At 55.1% G+C, this 22,044-nt stretch carries 20 protein-coding genes; 11 read left to right on the forward strand and 9 right to left on the reverse strand.

Annotation, left to right across the window (positions count from 1 at the left end; all coding sequences use genetic code 11):
• Positions 1-8: 8 nt before the first annotated feature.
• Positions 9-1,520: a flavin-containing monooxygenase gene (locus HKT17_RS14600; RefSeq protein WP_171101065.1), complete on the reverse strand. Its 1,512-nt coding sequence runs from the start codon at positions 1,518-1,520 to the stop codon at positions 9-11.
• A 132-nt stretch (positions 1,521-1,652) separates the two neighbouring features.
• Between HKT17_RS14600 and HKT17_RS14605 the strand changes: the two genes are divergently transcribed.
• The gene (locus HKT17_RS14605) at positions 1,653-2,378 is read left to right on the forward strand and encodes a nitroreductase (protein WP_171101067.1); all 726 of its coding nucleotides are present in this window, start codon (positions 1,653-1,655) and stop codon (positions 2,376-2,378) included.
• A gap of 365 nt (positions 2,379-2,743) precedes the next feature.
• Here HKT17_RS14605 and aceK read toward each other — a convergent pair whose 3' ends face one another.
• Complete coding sequence (gene aceK, locus HKT17_RS14610; RefSeq protein ID WP_171101069.1) at positions 2,744-4,573, reverse strand: bifunctional isocitrate dehydrogenase kinase/phosphatase; 1,830 nt, start codon at positions 4,571-4,573, stop codon at positions 2,744-2,746.
• Between the two features lie 121 nt (positions 4,574-4,694).
• Here aceK and HKT17_RS14615 point away from each other — a divergent pair, with 121 nt between their 5' ends.
• The gene (locus HKT17_RS14615; RefSeq protein WP_240965830.1) at positions 4,695-5,915 is read left to right on the forward strand and encodes an alpha/beta hydrolase family protein; all 1,221 of its coding nucleotides are present in this window, start codon (positions 4,695-4,697) and stop codon (positions 5,913-5,915) included.
• A 4-nt stretch (positions 5,916-5,919) separates the two neighbouring features.
• Here the strand turns inward: HKT17_RS14615 and HKT17_RS14620 are convergent, their stop codons facing one another.
• Positions 5,920-7,101 carry an isovaleryl-CoA dehydrogenase gene (locus HKT17_RS14620; protein WP_171101073.1) on the reverse strand — a complete coding sequence of 394 codons (1,182 nt, stop codon included), beginning with the start codon at positions 7,099-7,101 and terminating at the stop codon, positions 5,920-5,922.
• A 95-nt stretch (positions 7,102-7,196) separates the two neighbouring features.
• Here HKT17_RS14620 and HKT17_RS14625 point away from each other — a divergent pair, with 95 nt between their 5' ends.
• The 4 genes from HKT17_RS14625 to HKT17_RS14640 all read left to right on the forward strand — a co-directional run bounded on the left by HKT17_RS14625 (position 7,197) and on the right by HKT17_RS14640 (position 11,142).
• Positions 7,197-8,219 carry an MBL fold metallo-hydrolase gene (locus HKT17_RS14625; RefSeq protein ID WP_171101075.1) on the forward strand — a complete coding sequence of 341 codons (1,023 nt, stop codon included), beginning with the start codon at positions 7,197-7,199 and terminating at the stop codon, positions 8,217-8,219.
• A 75-nt stretch (positions 8,220-8,294) separates the two neighbouring features.
• Positions 8,295-9,284, forward strand: coding sequence for a CobW family GTP-binding protein (locus HKT17_RS14630; RefSeq protein ID WP_171101077.1), 990 nt, complete (start codon positions 8,295-8,297; stop codon positions 9,282-9,284).
• Between the two features lie 52 nt (positions 9,285-9,336).
• Positions 9,337-9,762 carry an RNA polymerase-binding protein DksA gene (gene dksA, locus HKT17_RS14635; protein WP_105027577.1) on the forward strand — a complete coding sequence of 142 codons (426 nt, stop codon included), beginning with the start codon at positions 9,337-9,339 and terminating at the stop codon, positions 9,760-9,762.
• Positions 9,763-10,293: 531 nt separating this feature from the next.
• Positions 10,294-11,142, forward strand: a complete 849-nt coding sequence (locus HKT17_RS14640) for a hypothetical protein (protein WP_171101079.1) — start codon at positions 10,294-10,296, stop codon at positions 11,140-11,142.
• A gap of 63 nt (positions 11,143-11,205) precedes the next feature.
• Here HKT17_RS14640 and rsmI read toward each other — a convergent pair whose 3' ends face one another.
• Complete coding sequence (gene rsmI / locus HKT17_RS14645) at positions 11,206-12,105, reverse strand: 16S rRNA (cytidine(1402)-2'-O)-methyltransferase (protein WP_171101081.1); 900 nt, start codon at positions 12,103-12,105, stop codon at positions 11,206-11,208.
• A gap of 25 nt (positions 12,106-12,130) precedes the next feature.
• Between rsmI and HKT17_RS14650 the strand changes: the two genes are divergently transcribed.
• The 4 genes from HKT17_RS14650 to HKT17_RS14665 all read left to right on the forward strand — a co-directional run bounded on the left by HKT17_RS14650 (position 12,131) and on the right by HKT17_RS14665 (position 14,507).
• Positions 12,131-12,634: a YraN family protein gene (locus HKT17_RS14650; RefSeq protein WP_171101083.1), complete on the forward strand. Its 504-nt coding sequence runs from the start codon at positions 12,131-12,133 to the stop codon at positions 12,632-12,634.
• 90 nt (positions 12,635-12,724) lie between these two features.
• Positions 12,725-13,327: a phosphoheptose isomerase gene (locus tag HKT17_RS14655; RefSeq protein WP_008247441.1), complete on the forward strand. Its 603-nt coding sequence runs from the start codon at positions 12,725-12,727 to the stop codon at positions 13,325-13,327.
• A complete protein-coding gene (locus tag HKT17_RS14660; protein ID WP_008247439.1) occupies positions 13,317-13,991 on the forward strand; it encodes a BON domain-containing protein in 675 nt (224 codons plus the stop codon). Before HKT17_RS14655 ends, HKT17_RS14660 begins: the two co-directional genes overlap by 11 nt.
• A 24-nt stretch (positions 13,992-14,015) precedes the next feature.
• Complete coding sequence (locus HKT17_RS14665) at positions 14,016-14,507, forward strand: peroxiredoxin family protein (protein WP_008247437.1); 492 nt, start codon at positions 14,016-14,018, stop codon at positions 14,505-14,507.
• Positions 14,508-14,528: 21 nt separating this feature from the next.
• Here the strand turns inward: HKT17_RS14665 and HKT17_RS14670 are convergent, their stop codons facing one another.
• On the reverse strand, positions 14,529-14,984 hold the full coding sequence (locus HKT17_RS14670) for an RNA-binding S4 domain-containing protein (RefSeq protein WP_008247435.1): 456 nt from the start codon (positions 14,982-14,984) through the stop codon (positions 14,529-14,531).
• A gap of 66 nt (positions 14,985-15,050) precedes the next feature.
• Here HKT17_RS14670 and HKT17_RS14675 point away from each other — a divergent pair, with 66 nt between their 5' ends.
• Positions 15,051-16,184, forward strand: a complete 1,134-nt coding sequence (locus tag HKT17_RS14675; RefSeq protein WP_008247433.1) for a tartrate dehydrogenase — start codon at positions 15,051-15,053, stop codon at positions 16,182-16,184.
• A gap of 17 nt (positions 16,185-16,201) precedes the next feature.
• Here the strand turns inward: HKT17_RS14675 and HKT17_RS14680 are convergent, their stop codons facing one another.
• The 4 genes from HKT17_RS14680 to tssG form a co-directional block, all read right to left on the reverse strand.
• Positions 16,202-16,846, reverse strand: coding sequence for a hypothetical protein (locus HKT17_RS14680; RefSeq protein ID WP_008247431.1), 645 nt, complete (start codon positions 16,844-16,846; stop codon positions 16,202-16,204).
• A gap of 81 nt (positions 16,847-16,927) precedes the next feature.
• A complete protein-coding gene (locus HKT17_RS14685) occupies positions 16,928-18,337 on the reverse strand; it encodes a caspase family protein (RefSeq protein ID WP_171101086.1) in 1,410 nt (469 codons plus the stop codon).
• 31 nt (positions 18,338-18,368) lie between these two features.
• Positions 18,369-21,035: a type VI secretion system ATPase TssH gene (gene tssH, locus HKT17_RS14690; RefSeq protein WP_171101088.1), complete on the reverse strand. Its 2,667-nt coding sequence runs from the start codon at positions 21,033-21,035 to the stop codon at positions 18,369-18,371.
• A complete protein-coding gene (tssG, locus tag HKT17_RS14695; protein ID WP_171101089.1) occupies positions 21,032-22,036 on the reverse strand; it encodes a type VI secretion system baseplate subunit TssG in 1,005 nt (334 codons plus the stop codon). Before tssG ends, tssH begins: the two co-directional genes overlap by 4 nt.
• Positions 22,037-22,044 lie beyond the last annotated feature (8 nt).

Below are 22,044 nucleotides of genomic sequence, written 5' to 3' on the forward strand. Positions count from 1 at the left end.
GTGAACAATCAAGCCGCCTGCTTGGCCTGTGACTTACGACCTGAAGATTTTTTGCCTGTTGCTGCGCCCGCTTTTGCAAACTCCAACACGCCATCTTCAATCTTGCCTTTTTTCAACACCGGGCGATCGGCCAGGTAGTTGTTCACCACAGTCCAAGGTGCAGCCGGACCCTGCTTGGGCAAGCGGTCAGCGGCACGTTTCATGTAGCCAGCTTCCAGGTCAAACATGGGGGTGTCATCGGCCTCAACGCCTTCGGCGTTGGGCACCACACGGTTATAACCATGCTTGTCCATGTGATTCAGCACACGGCAAACAAATTCCGCGGCCAAATCCGCCTTCAAGGTCCACGAGGCATTGGTGTAACCAAACACCATGGCAAAGTTGGGTATGCTGCTCATCATCACGCCCTTGTAGCTCATCACTTCGCCCACGTTCACGGGCTTGCCGTCCACGTGTGCAGTCAGGCCACCCAGAATTTGCAAGTCAAGGCCGGTGGCAGTGATGATGATGTCGGCCTCAAGAACCTGACCACTTTTCAGCTTGATGCCATTGCTGACAAAGGTATCAATGTGGTCAGTCACAATGTCGGCTTTGCCTTTCTTCAGCACCTTGAACAAATCACCGTCGGGCACCACGCACAGGCGCTGATCCCATGGGTTGTAACTGGGGGTGAAGTGCTTCATGTCGAAGGTTTTGCCCATGCGCGCACGGGTTGCCCCCAGCAGCAAACGCTTGATCGCCTGCGGGCGTTCTTTGCTCAACTTGAAGATCAGGCGTTGCAAACCAATGTTGCGGGCACGGCCGATGTTGTACACCCAGGTGTCGGGCATGAATTTTTTCAGCACCACGGAAACTGGGTCCACTGACGGGATGGAGGCAATGTAAGTGGGCGAACGCTGCAACATGGTCACATGGCTTGCTGTGTCGGCCATGGCTGGCACCAGGGTAATCGCGGTTGCACCACTGCCAATGACCACCACGCGCTTGCCGGAGTAGTCCAGGTTTTCAGGCCACTGCTGTGGATGTACCACAGTACCTTTGAAGTTTTTGATACCCGGAAATTCGGGGCTGTAGCCCTTGTCGTAATTGTAGTAACCGGTGCAACCCAGCAAGAAGTTGCTGGTAAACACCTGCTTCTCGCCAGTTTCCTCGATGATGCCTTCCACGGTCCACTGGTTGGCTTCTGAATCCCAATTGGCGGCAGTCACCTTCAAACCAAACTGGATATCCTTGATTACATCGTGTTCTTTGGCGGCTTCGGTCACATACTCACGAATTTCCTGGCCATTGGCCAAAACCTTCTCTCCCTTCCAGGGCTTGAAGCTGTAACCCAGGGTGAACATGTCGGAATCAGACCGGATACCGGGGTAGCGAAACAAATCCCAAGTGCCTCCAATCGCTTTGCGACGCTCCAGAATTTTGATGCTTTTGCCTTTGCATTTCTGCTTGATGTGGCATGCTGCACCAATGCCAGACAGACCGGCGCCAATAATCAGTACGTCTACGTGTGGATTGTTCATTGTTTTGTCCCCGTGGTTTGACCGTTCATGTGACTTTTTGTATTGTCAGTTGAGAGAATAGTGGCGAGCCGGGCCTGTTGGCTAGTAAGAAATACTCTAAACTGGGCCAACTATTACACAGAGCAAGGGAAAATGGAATTTCTTGACACATTGAAACAGCGCCACAGTGTGCGTGCTTTTGACCCCAGACCCGTGCCTGAAGAGGTGCTTGAACGCCTACTTTCACAGGCTGCACTGTCACCGAGTTGGTCGAATACGCACCCTTACCGAATCGCCCTGGCCACTGGCGACGTGCTGGAAAATTTACGCGCTGAGCTGTATTCAAGATTTCAAGAAACCATCAAACTGCAACGCGGCGGCAAGCTGACGCAAATTAAAGGACTATTGACCCGCAGCAAGGGCATTCCCGATGGCGATGTAAAACCTGTGGTGAACTACCCCAAGGATTTGCAGGCTCGCCGGGTGGAGTGTGGCAAAGGCTTGTACGGCGTATTGGGTGTAGCCCGAAACGACTTGAAAGCCCGCGACCAGGCCATGGCCGAAAATTTCCGCATGTTTGGAGCCCCTGCGGCTGCATTTGTGTTTGTTCACGAGGGCGTGGGTATTTACAGTGCGCTGGACGCCGGCATTTTTCTGCAAAGCCTGATGTTGGCGGCCACGAATGAAGGTTTGGGCACTTGTGCACAAGGTGCGCTGGGCCTGTTCCGCTCGCCTTTGGATAAGCACTTCGACATTCCGAAGCAATACAACTTGCTGTGCGGCGTGGCCATTGGCTATGAACTGGATGTTCCGGTGAACAAGTTTCAGCCCGAGAAAATTGCGGCGAGTGAATTGATGCTACCCAAGCGCAGGGCGTAAATGCGCGCTGTTTAACAGCTCAATCGGCTTGGGTTCCGAACTCTCGGCGCTTATTAATCGCCCACTCGGCTTGGATTTCGCTCCCTCGCCAGAAAACCTGTTTCTCCCTTGCTGAGCCTTGCGATGCCTGAGAACGACCCTCCTAAACTGCGGGTCGGGTCCGTTCTCTGTCGCCCATGCCTGGGCAACACCGGCCCTGCTCGGCACGCAAGGGCAGGTTTTCTTGAAGGCGAAGCGATCGAAACACCGCCGCCGATTGGGCGTTAAAAGCAGCGGTGACCCTGCAAGCTCAGCACTCAACAAACCAACCAGCCCCGTGCAGCACAAGCAACCCATGCCGAGTTGGCAATAAACCGCAAGGCAGCTCACGGCTTTTTGATAAACCGGTTGGTGAACCGCACCGCCTCGGAATACGGGAAGATATCCTCAATGTGCCCTTGGGTAATGCGGTCTTTGCGCTCTTGCCAAAACTCATACTCCAGCAAATCACGGTGCTTGCTCAAAAACGCTTTGCGCACCCGGCGGTCTCCCAGCAAGAAATGCCCGAACTCTTCCGGGAATACGTCTTTCGGCCCCACTGTGTACCAAGGCTCAGACGACATTTCCGCCTCGGGGTTGGGGGCCTCCGGAATTCGGCGGAAATTGGAGTCGGTCATGTACTCAATTTCGTCGTAATCGTAAAACACCACTCGACCCAAGCGGGTCACGCCAAAGTTCTTGAACAGCATGTCGCCCGGAAAAATATTCGCGGCAGCCAGCTGTTTGATCGCATTGCCATACTCCGTAATGCCGTGTTCCACTTCAGCGTCAGTGCCCTGTTGCAAGTAAATATTCAAAGGCGTCATGCGGCGTTCAATGTACACATGCTTGATCACCACTGTGTCATCTTCAAAGCTCAGCGAGCTTTCGCAGGTGTCCTTCAAATGCTCGATCAATTCTTCTGAAAAGCGGTTCAGTGGCAAACCCACATGGCTGTATTCCCAGGTGTCAGCCATGCGACCAACGCGATCGTGCTCTTTCACCAACTGGTACTTACGCATCACGCCGGCGCGGTCTATTTCCTTGCTGGGTGCAATTTTGTCTTTGATCAGTTTGAACACATACGGGTAAGACGGCAGCGTGAACACTGCCATCACCAAGCCCTTGATACCGGGCGCCACGATAAATTCATCGTGCGAATGTTTCAGATGATGCAAGAAGTCGCGGTAAAACAAAGTTTTGCCCTGCTTGTGCAAGCCCAGCATGGTGTACATCTCGGCCTTGGGCTTGTTCGGCAACAGGGTGCGCAGAAACTGCACATAGGCGCCGGGCGTTTCCATGTCCACCAGGAAATAGGCGCGCGTGAAACTGAACAATGTGGCGATTTGCTGCACATTGAACAGCACGGTGTCAATGTACAACTTGCCGGAGGAATCGCGAAGAATTGGAATGGCAAACGGTTGCGGCATGTTGGCGTTGATGAACTTGCCAATGATGTATGCGCCCTTGTTGCGGAAGAACAAACTGGACAGCACTTGAATTTGGCAATCTGGATCGACCTTGATGGGCCGTGGCATCACCTGCCGTGCAGCATGCACCACGTAACGCAGATCACGCTCCAAATCCACAAATTCAGCGTTCAGCGAGAAATCACGAATCAATCGCTTCAATGTTTTACGCAAGCCACCGCTTTTTGGGTTGGCCGGGTAATAGCTGCGATAGGAGGGTGGATCGCTTTCCACATAATCGGTGCTGACTGCGGGGCGCACAAACAAAAACCGGTTGTGGTAGTAATCGCGATGCAAAATCTTGGTCACGGCGGAATTGAAAAAGGTCTCCGCCAACTCAGGTTGTTTGTGGTCAACCAGGTAGGTCACAAAACGGGTCTTGATCTTGGCCCACACCGATTCGCTCATCAACAGCGAACCATAATTGCGCCGCAGTAAATCCACCGCCTCTTTCACACGTTCATCGTAAAAATCAATACGGTCGCGGGCCAGTTGCTGGATCAAATGCCAATCGCCTTCCTCAAACAGCTTTTTGGTTTGCTGGGCGCAATAGCGAAACAGGCGGTAGTGTTTGTCGAAGCCCGCCAGAATGTCGCTGGCCACCTTTTTGGACAGCTCGCGCTCTTCCTCCTCACTCAGGTGGCTGGTTTCGCTGAGTTCACCAAAATCCTCTTCCAGGGTTTTCAGGTCCAAGGGCACGCTGCTCATAAGCTGGCTTCACTCCATATGATGAACCACCGATTCTACGAGATCCCATTCCCATTTGCCCAAGAAAATCCAAAACCTGCGCGAACTTAGTATCATGGTCGGATTGAATCAGGAAGTTGTCATGCCAAGTCGTTTCAAGTTGCTCTACCTGTTGTGCTTACCCTTGCTGGCCTGGGCCTGCAACGGAGAAAACAATTCTGGCTCCGCATCGCGCAATACCATTCAATCCTCAGAGGCCTTTGGCTGGCCTGCTTCGGTTCAAGGTGAAAATCCCCCTGAAAGCCCCTTGCCTTCCGATGATGTGCTGTTTCAACTGGGCATGGTCAGCGACATGTTGCCGCGCCAACAACTGGCCGGTGTGGTCGACCCCATCGCTTTGGGCTACACGCTGAGCGACATCACCGACCCCGCTTTGCTGGAATTTCAAATTCGCGCCATGGCCGCACAACTGAACGATGGCTCCCGAATTGACCAAGTCTTCCACTGGTACGGCCACCCCGAGAACAACCAGTCAGTGGCGCTGGTACCCATCAGTTTTCAAAACCGCTATGGCACTCGCTTGCACGGCGAAATCGTGCTGCCCAAGCGGGGGCAAACCCAAGCCACTTCGCAACAATTCCCTGTGATTTTGGCGCTGGAAGGATTGAACACCAACACGGCCATGTACCGCTGGTGGCACCAGTTGCTTGCCGATGCTGGGTACGTGGTGTTTGCGTTTGACTTTTCCGGCCAGGGTCGATCAGATGATGAAGTGCAAGGCGACCCCGGCAATAACATTGAAGAAGCGCAGGACGCGCTCACCTACCTGCTGAACAACTCGCCAGTGCGAAGTTTTGTCGATCCCGCACGAATTGGCGTCATTGGCCACAGCATGGGCGCAATTGCCACCATGGGTTTGCAAGCAGTGGAGCCACGATTGAAAGCCGCTGTGGCTGCCGCACCCATCAGTGAGATCCAATCGGTGTTTGACAAAAACCCGATCCCCGTGATGATACAAACCGGTGACCACGATGGCCCCATTGCGCCAATCGTCGCAGTGAACCCGGCCGTGGTGCGCCCGGTGTATGACAAATTGACCAGCGACCGCGCCTTTATCGTGGCCGATGCCGCCAGCCATGCACAGCACACCAACTACCCGCTGCTGCCCACCTCCACCTGGGGGCGGGAAATTGCCGCCCAGTACTCACTGGCCTGGATGAATTTCCACCTGCTGGGCAACACTGAGGCGCTGAAAGTGCTGCAAACTGCGCACCCCAGGCTGAGCTACTTGTGGGAAAGTGAAGTAGTGATTGGGCAGAACAAACGGGTGTTCAAATCCACCGGACCTGCCCTGCCGCAATAAGCGTTTACATGGTTTCCGCGAACAGCTCGCGGCCAATCAGCATGCGGCGAATTTCGCTGGTGCCCGCGCCAATCTCATACAGCTTGGCATCGCGCCACAGGCGACCGCAGGGGTACTCGTTGATGTAGCCGTTGCCACCCAAAATCTGAATGGACTCGCCCGCCATCCAGGTGGCTTTCTCGGCCGAGAACAAAATGGCGCCGGCGCAGTCCTTGCGCAGCTTGCGAACCGTGTCTGGCGTGGCCTTGTCGCAAGCCTTGCCCACTTGGTACACATAGGCACGGGTGGCCATCATGACTGAATACATGTCCGCCAGCTTGCCCTGAATCAGCTGAAATTCGCCAATGCTTTGACCGAACTGTTTGCGGTCATGCACATAAGGCACCACCACATCCATGGCTGCGGCCATAATACCCAGAGGACCGCCGCTTAACACAGCGCGTTCGAAATCAAGTCCGCTCATCAGCACATTCACACCGCGGCCCACCTTGCCCAGCACATGGGTTTCGGGCACTTCGCAATCCTCGAACACCAACTCGCCGGTGTGGCTACCGCGCATGCCCAGCTTGTCCAGCTTTTGCGCAATTGAGAAGCCCTTAAAACCTTTTTCAATCAAAAACGCAGTAATGCCGTGTGGCCCTGCTGCCAAATCAGTTTTGGCATACACCACCAGCACATCCGCGTCCGGGCCGTTGGTAATCCACATCTTGCTACCGTTCAACACATACTTGTCGCCCTTCTTGTCGGCACGCAATTGCATGCTGACCACATCCGACCCCGCGTTGGGTTCGCTCATAGCCAAGGCACCAATGTGCTCGCCCGAAATGAGCTTGGGCAAAAAGGTTTGGCGTTGCCAGTCATTGCCGTTGCGGCGAATCTGGTTCACGCACAGGTTGGAATGGGCGCCGTAGCTCAGCGCCACCGAGGCACTGGCCCGTGAAATCTCTTCCATCGCCACAATGTGGGCCAAATAACCCATGCCACTGCCGCCCAGCTCTTCCTCAACGGTTAGCCCCAACAGGCCCATATCGCCCATTTTCCGCCACAAATGCATGGGAAATTGGTCCGTTTTATCCATTTCGGCGGCCAGCGGAGCAATTTCTGCCTGGGCAAAAGTTTGTACAGCATCGCGCAAGGCGTCGATGTCTTCTCCAAGATCAAACTGAAGTCCTGGCAAATTCAACATATCAAAGTCTCCGCAGAAGTTATGCTTTTTCGAAATGATGCCCTACAATCAGCCCCTTCACCCACACAAATGACTGAAAAGTCACCAGAAAACACATGGGAATTGAACGTTTGTTTGAACCGCCCGTTCTGGGCCAGCCCACCCCGGTCGCGCCAGGTGTTTTGTGGCTGCGTTTGCCACTGCCTTTCGCGCTCGACCACATCAATGTGTGGCTGATCGAAGAAGAAAACCAGTACACCCTGGTGGACTGCGGCGCGGGCCTGCCCGATGTGGCCGCCATGTGGGAAGAAATCGAACAAACCCTGTTTGTGCGCAAACCCTTGGGCCGCATTATCGTGACCCATGCCCACCCCGACCACATTGGCATGGCCGGCCCACTGGCCCGCCGCCACGGCGTGCAGGTGCACATGTCCACGGGCGAGTACTTCATGGCGCGCGGCCTGTGCGCCAACCTGCCGGGCTTTGATGCCAACACGCTGGCCGCCTTCATGGGCAGCCACGGCCTGGTGAACGAGAAAAAAGCCGATGAAACCCTTGAAGCACGCGGCGGCATGTTTTCGCGCCTTGTGCCGGAACCCCCACTGAACTACCGACGCATTCAGCACGGGGATGAAATCGAGATTGGTGGCCATCTGTGGCAATGCCATGCCGGTTTTGGCCACAGCCCGGAACACATCAGCCTGGTGTGCAAAAGCCTGGATTTGATGATCAGTGGGGACATGCTCTTGCCCACCATCTCCACCAATGTCAGCGTGTATGGCATTGAACCCGAAGGCAACCCGCTGCTGTTGTTTTTACAATCCGTACAGCGCATGGCGCAGCTGCCCAACAGCCTCACCGTGCTGCCCTCTCATGGCGTTCCCTTCAAAGGCGTGCACGACCGGTGCGCCCAATTGCTGCGCCACCACGATCACCGGCTCAATGAACTGCTGGAAGCCATCAAGGAAAAGCCCTTGACCGCCCGCCAGGCCATTGCCGTGTTGTTCAGGCGCGAGATGGATGGCCACCAGATGAGCTTTGCCATGGGTGAGGCCGTCGCCCACCTGCACTACCTGTGGTACAAAGGTTTGGTGAAACGTTTGACCATTGAAGGTGTGTGGACATTTCAGGCTGTTTAGACGCCAGCCAGCCCTTTAAATTTGTAAAAACGACCCCATTTCCATTGTTGACCCAATTTTGCAGCACACAGCACCATGAACAAAGCAGCCCACAACATGATCCCAGTCACCATCCTCACCGGTTTTCTGGGCAGTGGAAAAACCACCTTGCTCAACCGAATCCTTAAAGAAAACCATGGCATGAAAATCGCCGTGATTGAAAATGAATTCGGCGAAGAAGGTGTCGACAACGACCTGCTGATGCAAAACGATCAGGAAAACATTGTTGAGATGAACAACGGTTGCCTGTGCTGCACCGTGCGCGGCGACCTGGTGCGTATTCTTGGCGAAATGGCCGCCAAACGTTTGGCCGGCGAACTCAAATTTGATCGCGTGGTGATCGAAACCACTGGCATGGCCGACCCAGGCCCGGTTGCCCAAACCTTCTTTGTCGATGATTTGGTGGCCGAAAGCTTCGTTCTGGACGCGGTCATTACCGTGGTCGACGCCAAGCATGGCATGCAGCAACTGGATGAACACCGCGAGATTCAACAGCAAGTCGGTTTCGCCGACCGCATTTTGCTGTCCAAAACCGACCTGTGCACGGAAGACGAAGTCACTGCGTTGAAACGTCGCTTGGTTAAAATGAACGCCCGCGCTGAAATGATGAACTCGGAATTCGGCGTGGCCCCAATCGACAAATTGCTGGATGTGCGTGGCTTTAACCTGAATTCCATTCTCGACATTGCACCCGATTTTCTGGACGAAGACAAACACGTTCACAACGACGAAATCCAAAGCTTCGTGTTCAAAAGTACCAAGCCGTTTGATGGGCAGAAGTTTGAGGAATTCATGGGCTCGGTCACCCAGGTTTATGGCCCCGACATGCTTCGCTACAAAGGCATCTTGAACATCAAGGCCAGCGACCGCCGCGCCCTGTTTCAAGGCGTTCACATGCTGATGGGACTGGACTGGGGCAGAAAATGGGACAGTGCCGAGAAAAAAGAAAGCAAAATCGTGTTTATTGGGCGTAAACTCCCCAAGGAATTTATCACCCAAGGGTTAGAGCTTTGTCTAGCCCGATAGCGGATATACTGGTATATAGTCAATAAAAAACCAAAGGACTAGAGGCTGTGCTATGACCACTGAGAAAACGCCCGTCATCACTGAGAAGCAATTGCTCGCGATGAAAGAAGACGATTACATGAACGAGGTGCAGCTTGCCTTTTTCCGCCAGCGCTTGCAGGAAATGGAAAAGGAACTGCTGGCCAATGCAGGTGAAACCACGGAGCACCTGCGTGAAACTGTAGTGGTTCCTGACCCTGCAGACCGCGCCACCATTGAAGAAGAGCATGCGCTTGAGCTTCGTACCCGCGATCGTGAACGCAAGCTGTTGAAGAAAATTCAACAATCCATTCAAAAAATCGAAGCCGGCGAATACGGCTGGTGCGAAGAAACGGGCGACCCCATCGGTGTAGCCCGTTTGCTGGCCCGCCCCACTGCCACGCTTTCGCTTGAAGCGCAGCAGCGCCGGGAGTTGAAGCAGCGTATGTACGGAGATTAATTCTCTCGATTTGCTGATGCGGTACAAAAAAGCACGGTGACCCTTGGGTTGGCGTGCTTTTTTTACGCGCTCAATGGCCGACGTATATACCCAATCGGCTAGGGTTCAGATCTCTCGCGGTGCGTTAACTGCCCGATCGGCTTGGGTTCCGATCTCTCGCCAGAAAACCTGTTGATCCTTTGCTGATTTTCTTGAAGGCGAGACGATCGAAAAACCGCCGCCGACTGGGCGTTGCGCCAGCGGTGACCCTTCCAGTTCAGATCAAAAGTCACCTTCGGGTGACGTAAACACCCCGCCATCACAGTTTTGTCATCAATTTTCCGCCACAAATATTTCACCGAAGCTAATTTCTTTTGAGAATCATCAACTTACCCCGAAAAGATCGCATGAAAGTGAGTTTTTTACCCATACTTTGTAGGTAATGTGCGAATTGCGATGATTAATCAATCTCTGTTGTTATTACGCAGGCAGCGCAGATTGCCTACAGAAAACTAATAACTATTTTTAATCATTTCAAATGACGGAGAAAGCATGGCCCTAGACGAATTGAAGAACGGCATCAGTGCCGTACCAGTAGCTGGCGAAATTCTGGCTGGCGTATTGGACACCTTTGCTGGCTCGCTGCCAGCCGCCCCCGAACTGCCTGGCTTGGACGCCATTCCCGGTTTGGACGCATTGCCTATTCCCACAGACAGCCTGCCCGGACTGGACTCACTGACTGGTCTGCTGGACGGCGGTTTGCCCACGCCTCCAGCTGGCATTCCAGGCTTGGACTCAATTCCCGGTTTGGATATGCTGCCAACCAGCCCAGATGCCATCACTGACCTGCTGACAGGCGGACTGCCCGACGCCCCTTCAATTCCCGGTCTCGATGCAATTCCTGGCCTGGACGCACTGCCACTGCCAACCGACGGCGCCCCAAGCCTGGACACACTCACTGACCTGCTCGGTGGTGGTTTGCCAGAAGCCCCCGCCCTACCAGGCCTGGACGCCATTCCTGGTCTGGATGCACTGCCAATTCCAACCGACGGTCTGCCAAGCCTGAGCACACTGACTGACCTGCTCAGCGGTGGTTTGCCCGATGCGCCAGCACTGCCTGGTTTGGACGCAATCCCTGGTCTGGATGCGATTCCTGGCCTGGATGCACTGCCAATTCCAACAGACGGCCTGCCAGGCCTGGACTCGTTGACCGGCCTGCTCGGCGGTGGTTTGCCCAGCCTGCCCGGCGGTGGTGACACAGGTGGCGGCCTGCCTGCCAGCCCCATCAGCTTTGAAGACGGCACACTGACCTTGGCTTTGCCAGAAGGCCTGCCAATTTCAGCGTCTGTGAGCATCAGTGGCCTGGAAGTGCCAGAAGCAGGTTTGCCCCTGCCTGCCTAAGCTTTACGCAACAGCAGTTCTTGACTCCACACAGTGGTTTAGCCAGCCTTCGGGCTGGCTTTTTTATGACTGCCCGCTTTTGATCAAAAGAGCCCGGTCGTACACCGTGTTTTTAGCCATGCCAGTGGCTTTCACCACCAGCGCCACTGCTGTCTTCAGCGGCAACTCGGCCAATAACAAGGTAAGCCAGGTGTCCAAATCTGCGCTGGCCTGCGCAGCTTCTGCATCATTGTCAGAATCCTGCTTACCGCCGATCACCCACGCCCATTCGCCACGCTCGGCGTTGGCATCTTGCCGCACCTGCTCAAACACCTGCTCACCACTGCCCCGGTAAAAGGTTTCAAACTGCTTGGTCAGCTCGCGCCCGGCACACATGTCGCGCCCACCCATGCCCAGGTTTTCAAGGTCGTCTACCAGTTGCATCACGCGGTGGGGCGCCTCAAACAGCACTTGGGGCTCAGGGCAAGCCAGCCAGGTTTTCAAATCATCCAAACGGTTTTTTCCTTTGGCTGGCAAAAAACCACGGAAAGTGAAAGCGCCATCCACCAACCCGCTCGCGGCCACCACAGCCAACACACTGCTGGCACCGGGCACCGGCACCACAGTAAAACCGGCCTCGGCCACACAACGAACTACCACAGCGCCAGGATCCGACACAGCAGGCGTGCCCGCATCGCTCACCAACGCCACCGACTCACCACGCTGCAAACAAGCCAGCACCCCCTGCGCACTTTCGCGTTCATTGTGGGCATGGTGCGCCATCAAGGGTTTTTTGATACCCAATGCATCCAGCATGCGGGCGGTGTTGCGGGTGTCCTCAGCGGCAATTCGATCCACCTGCTCCAACACTGCGCGAGCTCTAAGACTAAGGTCACCCATATTGCCGATGGGGGTTGCCACCACATAGAGGGAAGGTTCTCGCCTTGTTTCGCTCCTCGCATCAGAATTCACAGCATTGTTCATTCCATTTCCTTCACCGGCGTTCTGCATGGCGCTCAAATCCAAATCCAAAGTTCCTGAATTGTCCGGCATTCCATGGGCCACACGCAAATCGCGATCACCAAAAGCCAAAATTCCATGGCTAGCCCCCAAAGAAAAAGCCGACACCACCCACAAAGCACCTCCCACACACAAACTTGCCTTGCTGGCGGAGGGACAACTGGCGGAAACCCAAGCCCTGCGCCTGCTTGAACAACACGGATTAATCCTGGTGACACGAAATCACCGGTGCCGCTGCGGTGAAATTGATTTAATCATGGCGCATGGCAACACCGCAGTCGTTGTGGAAGTTCGACTTCGAAACAACAAGCGCCATGGCAGTGCGCTAGAAAGCATTTCCAGTCACAAACAAGCCCGTGTATCGCGCTGTGCGAAGTTGTGGTGGGTGCAGCAGGGTCAACGCAAGTTCACACACCTGCGTTTTGATGTGGTCGCACTGGAAAACGGCACTAACCCCCAGTGGGTGCAAAATGCGTGGCAAATCAGCAACTAAAGCGGAATCAAACCGCTGCGCCATACAAATCGCCTGCAACGGGGTCACCTATAATAGAAGGCTCGAGATAACTGCCAGAAGGCCTGCGCCATGGACTTGATCACACGCATTACCCAACAATTTGACGAAAGCATTGCCGCCAAACAGGCCGCCACCGAAGAACTGGCAGGCCCCATTTCCGAGGCAATCGAGCTGATGGTGAATGCGCTCACCAATGGTGGCAAGGTGCTGGCCTGTGGCAACGGTGGCTCGGCAGGCGACTGCCAACACTTTGCGGCTGAATTGGTAGGCCGTTTCGAACGTGAACGCCCAGGACTGGCTGCCATTGCATTGACCACCGATTCATCGGCCATCACTGCGATTGGCAACGATTACAGTTTCAATGAAATTTTTTCAAAGCAGGTGGCGGCCATTGGCCAGCCTGGTGACGTGCTGCTGGCCATTTCAACCAGCGGCAACTCGAAAAACGTGCAACTGGCCATTGAAGCCGCACACGCCCGCGACATGACCATTGTTGCACTCACGGGCAAGGGCGGCGGCCAAATGGTGCACCAGCTGAAAGAAGGCGATGTGCATGTGTGCGTGCCACACAACCGCACCGCCCGCATTCAGGAAATACATTTGTTGGCGATCCATTGCATTTGCGATGGCATCGACCTAAGCCTACTTGGAGAAGAAGAAAATGAGTCGTAAACCCCTGTTTTTTGCCCGCACCCGGTCTTCCGCCATCAGCGCAGTACTGGTCGCCTCACTTGCAGCACCGCTGTTGGGCGGCTGTTTCGCTGGCGCAGTGGCAGGCATCACCGCGGGTTCGCTGGCCGCCGCTGACCGCCGCACCGTGGGCACCCAAGTCGAAGATCGCACCTTGCAGGTCAAGGCTGAAAGTGCCATTCGCGAAAGCTTTGGCGAAAACGTCCACGTGAACGCCACTGTGTACAACCGACAAATTCTTCTGACCGGTGAAGCGCCTGACGAAACCACCGTGCGCAACGTGGAAGCCCGTGTGGCCACCCTGCCCAACATTCGCCTGATCGTGAACGACGTTCAAGTGGGTTTCAAAAGCTCACTGTCAGCACGCTCCAACGACGCATTCATCACCGGCAAAGTGAAAGCCTCCCTGCTGGATGCGCAAGACATTTTCGCCAACTCATTCAAAGTCACCACCGAGGCTGGTGTGGTGTATTTGATGGGCCTGGTCACCGAGCGTGAAGCCAACCGTGCAGCCTCCATTGCGGCGGGCGTACCTGGCGTGGTGAAGGTGGTCAAGGTGCTTGAATTGATTTCCGAGGCTGAACTTTCCCGCCTGTCGGCCACTCCAAACAATGGAAGTGCGCCCGTGGAAAACGGTCCGCGTTAATCAGTTACACAGAAAAAACCGGCAATGATCAAAAAATTTCTCACCCTGTTTTCAACCCTTGCAGTGGTCAGCATGCTGGCCGCCTGCGGGGGCGACAAAGCACCGCAAGTGGATTACGTCACTATCCAAGGCCAAACCATTACACCTGCCGATTACCAGGGCCAGGTCATGCTGGTGAATTTTTGGGCGACCAGTTGCACCACTTGCGTGAAAGAAATGCCAGACATTGTCGACACCCACAACAAGTTCAAAGACCAGGGCTTTCGAACCATTGCCGTGGCCATGAGCTACGACCGCCCCGATTACGTGGTGAATTTTGCAGAAACCCGCAAGCTGCCCTTCGACGTTGCGCTGGATGTGAACGGCAATATTGCCAAAGCATTTGATGATGTAAAAATTACGCCGACCACCTATGTGATCAATCGCAAAGGCGAGATCATCAAAACCTATGTGGGCGAACCCGATTTCGCGGCCTTGCACCAACTGATTGAAAAATCGCTGGCTGAGAAAGTTTAAGGGCGGCAGCATTGGCCGGGCTTATTCATCGCCCCACTTGAAGTCATCCATCACACGGCGGTCTCGCTTGGTTGGCCGCGCCTTGATCTCCAGAGCGGGGTCTTTCATCAACTTGCGGTTTGCCGCGCGTTCAGCACGCTTTTTCGCACTTTCCATGGTTTCTTCATAAAGGCCTTGCGCAATGGTGGCGCTGCCGCGCTTGTCGCCCAAACCTTTCACCACCAGCACCATGTCGTCCCACCCCACAGGCACTGTGAGCACATCGCCCACCTGCACCCCGTAAGCGGGCTTCACACGTTCATCGTTGCACTTCACCTTGCCGCCTTCCACCACCTCGGTGGCCAGCGAACGGGTTTTGAAAAAACGGGCAGCCCACAACCATTTGTCAATGCGTACCTTGGCACCTGGTGCTGAAAAATCGGTTTTGCCATTCGGTGTTTTGGCAGGTGCGGGGTTTTTGTTTTTACTGCGGCTCAATCTGACTCCATCGGGGATTCCCACACTGGTTGCCCAATTGTCCTTCAGGTAGCCTTTGGGGCTCCCGTGAATTCAAACAAGGACACCGCTGTGAAACACTCCATCGCAATTATTCCCGGCGACGGTATCGGTCAGGAAATTATGCCAGAAGCGCTGAAGGTGCTGGCTTGGGCTGAAAAAACCCACGGCATCACGCTGGAGTTACACCACAAAGACTGGGCGCACTGCAATTACTACCTCGAACACGGCACCATGATGCCCGAGGACTGGAAGCCCCAGCTGGAAGCCTGCGAGGCCATTTTGTTTGGCGCAGTGGGCATGCCCCACCTGGTACCCGACCACATTTCCCTGTGGGGCTCGCTGCTGCGCTACCGCCGTGAATTCGACCAGTACGTGAACCTGCGCCCCGTTAAACTGCTGCCAGGCGCACCCTGCCCCTTGGCCAACAAAAAGCCGGGTGATATCGACTTTGTGGTGGTGCGTGAAAATACCGAAGGTGAATATTCGGCCGTGGGCGGCCGCATGTTTGAGGGCACTGACCGTGAAATTGTGCTTCAGGAAAGTGTATTCACCCGCCACGGCGTCGACCGGGTGTTGAAGTTTGCATTCGAAATGGCCCAAAACCGGCCTCGCAAAAAGCTGACCGCTGCCACCAAGAGCAACGGTATTGCCATCAGCATGCCCTACTGGGACGAGCGCGTGGACAACATGGCTCAAGGCTATCCTGAAGTGACCTACGACAAACAACACGTGGACATTCTGGCCGCCCGGTTCGTGATGCAACCTGAGCGCTTTGATGTGGTCGTGGCCAGCAACTTGTTCGGCGACATTCTCAGCGACTTGGGGCCAGCCTGTACCGGCACCATTGGCCTGGCTCCCTCGGCCAACCTGAACCCAGACCGCACATTTCCGTCGCTGTTTGAACCCGTGCATGGCTCGGCACCCGACATTGCCGGCAAAGGCATTGCCAACCCAATCGCCATGATTTGGTCTGCTGCCCTGATGATTCAGTTTTTGGGCAACAGCCCTGCGGTAGTTGCGGCAGGCCGACAGAACGCCTACCAACAGGCACACGACAGCATTCTGGCTGCTATTGAGAAGGTACTGGAAAGCGGCGACCCCACGGTATTGACCGGTGACCTGAAAGGCAAAGGCACCACCAAAACCCTGGGTGATGCCATTGTCAAAGCGCTGGGCTAATACCCGGTTTTGCTCGCCTAGTTCGCCCCGTTCTTGGCCAGGTACCAACCTGTGTGAGTGGGGCGAAGTGCCATTTCGATGACAAAACTGGGTTGCAATGTACCGGCCACCGCAGTGCCGGTACTCAAGGTAAACACCGAAGGATCGAACGACTCCACCTTCAGGTTCTTGAAGTGATTCAACATGTGTGCGTCTTTCAAGCTGGCCTCAAAACGGGCAGACACCGCGTCTTCCTGACCAAAAGGCTTGTTCTGAATGTAATCGACTGTCTTCTCGACCCACAAGCGACCAAAACACAAGGCCTCGTTGTCACCCTGCGGACCTTGTCTGAAATGCACACCTTCCAGTTTCTTCAAACCGCTGGAGGGCATGATCACCCAGCGACCATCGCGAGTTTGAAAAATATCCAGCAAGCCCGACAAGTCCCAAGCCTTGACCTCACGAGCCACCGCGCTGTTGGCTGGCACCTGGTCGCGGGCGTACTGCTCAATCGCTTCCGGGCTGGGCAAACGCGCACACAGGGCACCATGGCTCAAAATAAAGGTTTCGGCCCTTGCGCCTTTAAGCAAGTTGTCTTCGGTTAAATGTGTGCGGGGGTTGCAGGCCATGAGCAAACCTGCAGACAAGGCCAGGGCAATCCAGTTAAAAACGGGGCGGATCATTTTCAGGTTCCTTTTTCACTTACAAACATTGTGAATCTTTGTAAGGCAATTAAAACCTCAAAATAAGCCGGAAAGGCCCGCCTATTTGCGTGCATGCCCCAAAGCACGGGGCGGCGAATAACCCAACTGCCGGGCCTGCGCCTCGGCTTGAGCGGCCAACAAAGGCTGCGCCACCTCTCGGTAGTACAGTGCAAGCTCGTAGCACGCAATGCCATTGCCCAAACCACCGGCATACTGCAACCAACCCACATATCGCAATTGGCCTTGTTCAGTGTCGGCTTGCCTGTGCAAACGTGCAATCCGGGCGGCTGCGTCTTTGTCACCGCGTGCTGCCCGAACCAGGTCAGCACCAGCATCCACCTGCAATTGGGACGGCAGCGGCTGGGGCAACACAAAACTGGTTTTAAACAGCTTGACCTCTTTGTTGCGCAACACACTCAAGGCCTGCTGGGCACCGGCCTGATAAACCATCACTGATTTTGCTTGAATACTGTTTGGATAAGATGTCAGAAAAGACTGGCACAAGCGAAGCAGATCGACAGGCCACTGCGTGGACTGAATGGCCAGCCAGTCGGCCTCCTCCTGAGGTGACATGGGCTGCAGCGCGGGCAGGCCCAACATTGCAGGCGCAGACACCGTCAGCGGAACCTGCACACGGGCATTGTCTGCAATGAACGGGTTTTGGGCCAAACGTCGAATTGCAGCAAGCGGGTGCTTCAGCATGGTGTTCTCCACATCTTCCTTCACCATTCGAAACAAATCGTTGAAAGTGATATGACCTTCCGACTCCCGAAGCAGTTTTACCAAAGCACCCGTGTAAAAAGTGTTTTGATCCGCACTGGCCGGGGATACGGCGGGTTTGCCAGCCCCTGTTGAAAAACACACCAGGCTGCCCACGGGTGCTTCAACCTGATTCAAACCCTCACCATCGCCTAATGCATTGCGCAAATCGGTTCTGCATGCATCAATCACCGTGATGTTCAAGGCCTGCGGCCTGGGTGGCAGTGCAGCCAGCAACTTTTGCTGAAGCACCAGGGAGCGCGCCAGTAAATCACGGCGAGGTGCCGTGGGGTTCGCCCCCGAGCCCAACAACAAATTGTTGGAGTCCACCTGCAAACCGTGGCCTGCGTAATAAAACAGAGTGACCGCATTCGGAGGCGCTTGCTCAACCCGTTTTACAAATTCGTTCACCGTGGTTTGCAGGCTGCTTTCATCCAGGTTCATGGCCTGGGTTACATCAAAACCCCGAAAGGCCAAGGCCTCGCCAAGGTCCATCACATTTTTGTGAATGGGTGGCAAATCGTGCGGAACCGGGTAATCACCATTGCCGATCAACAAAGCCAGCCTGTGCGTGTAGGGCGCAGCCGAATTGCTTGCCACATTGCCCGCCCGGGCAGGTTGCAGTCGAAAAACAAGTGGTGCAACCGACAACACGCCTGCCAAACCCAACAAGGTTTGCAGTGCACTTCGCCGGCCGGGCAACTGCGGCAACGTTGAGCATGGCAGTTTTATTGTGGTCGTTTTAGTCGTACTGATACGTGAACTCGTGGCCATCTGTGCTGATACTCAATGTGCTGACTGATTTGCCCAGCAGCGTGGCCTGCAACAATTGACGGCTCACCGTGGGCAACAAAGTGTTGCTCAAAATGGTGCCCACCATGCGCCCGCCCGAGTCAGCCTCGTTGCAACGGGCCACAATGCGTTCAATCACCGAAGGGTCGATTTGAACCGCCATTCGGTGTGTAGAAGCAATGCGTTGCTGAATGCGGCTTAACTGCAAGCGAACGATGTTGGCCAGCATGTCACTGGAAAGCGGGTAATACGGCACCACTTCCAGCCGCCCCAACAAGGCAGGTGGAAACACTTGCAACATGGGTGCACGCAGGGCCTTCACAAGTTCCTCGGGTTCAGGCATTTCTCCGGCGTGCAAACCCGCTTTGCAAAGCGCCATTAATTCAGGGGTGCCCACATTCGTGGTCAACAAAATCAGGGTGTTGCGAAAATCAATTCGGCGTCCTTCGCCGTCCTCCATCCAGCCTTTGTCAAACACCTGAAAAAACAGCTCGTGCACATCGGGGTGGGCTTTCTCGACTTCATCCAGCAACACCACACTGTAGGGCTTGCGGCGCACGGCCTCGGTCAACACACCGCCTTCACCATACCCCACGTAACCGGGTGGCGCGCCTTTTAGTGAAGACACTGTGTGCGCCTCCTGGTACTCACTCATATTGATGGTGACCACATTGTGCTCGCCGCCGTACAGGTTCTCGGCCAGGGCCAAAGCAGTTTCAGTTTTCCCCACGCCCGAAGTGCCCGCCAGCATGAACACACCCACCGGTTTGTTCGGGTCATCCAGCCCGGCGCGACTGGTTTGAATTCGACGCGCAATGGTTTCCAGCGCATGCGGCTGGCCCACAATGCGCGCACCCAGCGCGCCACTCAGGTTCAGCACGTTTTCAATTTCATTGCGCACCATGCGCCCAACGGGAATACCCGTCCAGTCGGCCACCACGGCCGCCACGCACTGCGCATCCACCTGTGGGTGAATCATGGGTGTTTCGCCTTGCAGCGCCTTGATCTCGCATTCCAGCGCCTTCAATTGCTCAAGATTGGCCAATGCCTGCCCACTGCTAGTTTCATTGGCATCTGTTTGATCAACGTCACGGCGCAAAGTCAGCAGGGAATCCAGTACCCGCTTTTCCTCTTGCCATTGCGATTGCAACTTCTCCAATTCCTCAGTCAGCCTGATCGATGCTTCTTCAATTTCACCAATCCGTGCTGCATGCTCACGCCCAAATGCTGCTTCCTTTTCAATCGCCTGTCGCTCAACACGCAAAGCAGTCAACCGCTTTTGAACCGACTCGATTCGTGCAGGTGTAGCGTGCTGGGAAACAGCCACGCGTGCGCATGCGGTGTCGAGCAGACTGATCGCCTTGTCTGGCAACTGCCGCGCGGGAATGTAACGGTGTGACAAACGCACCGCCGCCTGCACTGCTTCATCAAGCAGCCAAACCCCATGGTGCGCCTGCATGGCCGCGGCCAAACCACGCAGCATGTCGATGGCCTTGGCCTCGCAAGGCTCATCCACCTGCACCACCTGAAAACGCCGCGTCAGTGCCGGGTCTTTTTCGATGTATTTTTTGTACTCTGCCCAGGTTGTCGCCCCTATGGTTCTGAGCGTGCCACGCGCCAAGGCGGGCTTGAGCAAATTGGCTGCATCACCAGTGCCCTGGTTTCCACCTGCCCCCACCAGGGTGTGCACCTCATCGATGAACAAAATGGTGCTTTGCTCGCTGGCCTGAATTTCATCAATCACCTGGCGCAGCCGCTGTTCGAACTCACCTTTCATGGAAGCACCGGCCTGCAACAAACCCAGGTCGAGGGTTAATATTCGTACCCCTTGCAGTGCCGGTGGCACATCACCTGCCACCACCTGCAAGGCAAACCCTTCAACCACCGCAGTTTTGCCCACACCCGCTTCACCGGTAATCAGGGGGTTGTTTTGGCGCCGGCGCAGCAATATATCGACAATCTGCCTCACCTCCAGTTCACGACCACACACCGGGTCTATCTCGCCCTTGCGCGCTTTGTCGGTCAGGTCCACGGTGTAGCGCATCAAGGCTTCTTCACCGCCCAGCTGGGCAGCAGGCATGGCTCCGCTGGCCTGCCCGGGCAGTGCACCCGGTGGCACGTCGGCAGTCAACAAAGACTGCTCGGCGGAGTTTGCCACCAGTTGTGCAAACTGTTCACTTAGCGCGGCCTCCGGAATTTGTTTGAAGCGGGGTGAAATTTTCAGCAGTTCATGCAACAGAAAATCTGTTTTCAACAAGGCAACCAACACATGACCCGTGCGTACTTTCTGTGCGCCAAACATGAGTGAGCCATAAACCCACGCCCTTTCTACGGCATTGGTCACATGCTCTGACAAATCGGAAATGCCTTGCGCACCGCCGGGCTGACGCTCAAGGGCGCGCTGCACGTCGGCAAGTACGGCGCTTGCATCCAGCTCAAAATGCCGAAGAATGTGATGCCAGTCGCTGTCATCTTGTTGAAGAATTTGTGCAACCCAGTGCACCAATTGCACATAGGGATTGCCTCGCAGTTTGCATAGCACAGTGGCGCCTTCAACCGATTTGAATGCAATGGGATTTAATTTGGCAAACAGCGAAACACGGCTGATATTGCTCATGCTGAACTCCTGGACAATGAAGAATAGGTGGGAACCGCAGGACATTTCATGCGAACGGTGGTCGGCTTTTGCGCGCGTTTGTGCAGCTGTAGTTCACCCAGCCATGCCGTGCGCCCCAACTGGGCTGTGCCGTCAAGGCAAGCTTGCGGAATTTTGTCAGGGCTGATTTGAAGTGCAAATTCACAATCAAATTCAAGCCCCAGGTAGGCATGGGCCGCCTGCACAAGGCGCTTGCGGCCTTCGGTGGCGGGCAACAGTTGTTGGTAAGCGCTGTAGGCCATGGGACCAATATCAATTTTTATTTTGCTTTGCGCACACCACACCCTGCTGCCAAGCATGGCCCCACGCCCAAGCACTTGTGGGCCAGCCTGCACAGGCAATTGCAGCCATTGCGCCTGAAAGGGAAAAATTTGCACTGGCAAACCAGTCAATGCCGACAGGCTGTTGGCCAGGCCTTCCTGTGTTTTGCTTCGCCGGGTGAAGTGCGCTGCCAGACTGGCGCGAAAATGAGTGGGCAAGGCCTCGCGCCACCAGCTGGATGATGCACCATGGCCCACCAAACTATTCAAATGCTGCGCAAACGGATTGAACGTTTTGCGGTGATAGGCAATATGTGGTTGCGACTCGGCCCATGCCCTGTAAAACAACAAATAAGCCCGATGGTGAAAGATATCCAGAAACTCGGCGAATGTGGGGTCATTCCACTGGTGAATCCGCGTGTAGGCATGTTCTGTGTAATGCAGTGGCAAGGCGCCATTGGGGCCCAACAAACCGAAATTCTGGATGTACAACTTTGGAATCGCACCCAAACGCCCAGCCACAATGGTGTCTTCGCGTTTGAAATCTTGCGTGGCGAAATCAAGGTAGGGGCGCTGCCCCAAACGCACAGGGTCATCACGCAGACGCAATGATTTTCCAAGCAAAGGCTTACCCGAATGGGCATGTTCAATTTGCCGCAGCAAGGCAAAAAAATTCGGGGCAGGTGGTTTGAGCGCGCTCATTTGTACAA

The sequence above is a fragment of the Limnobacter sp. SAORIC-580 genome, assembly GCF_013004065.1.
Classification (GTDB): Bacteria; Pseudomonadota; Gammaproteobacteria; order Burkholderiales; family Burkholderiaceae_B; genus Limnobacter; species Limnobacter profundi.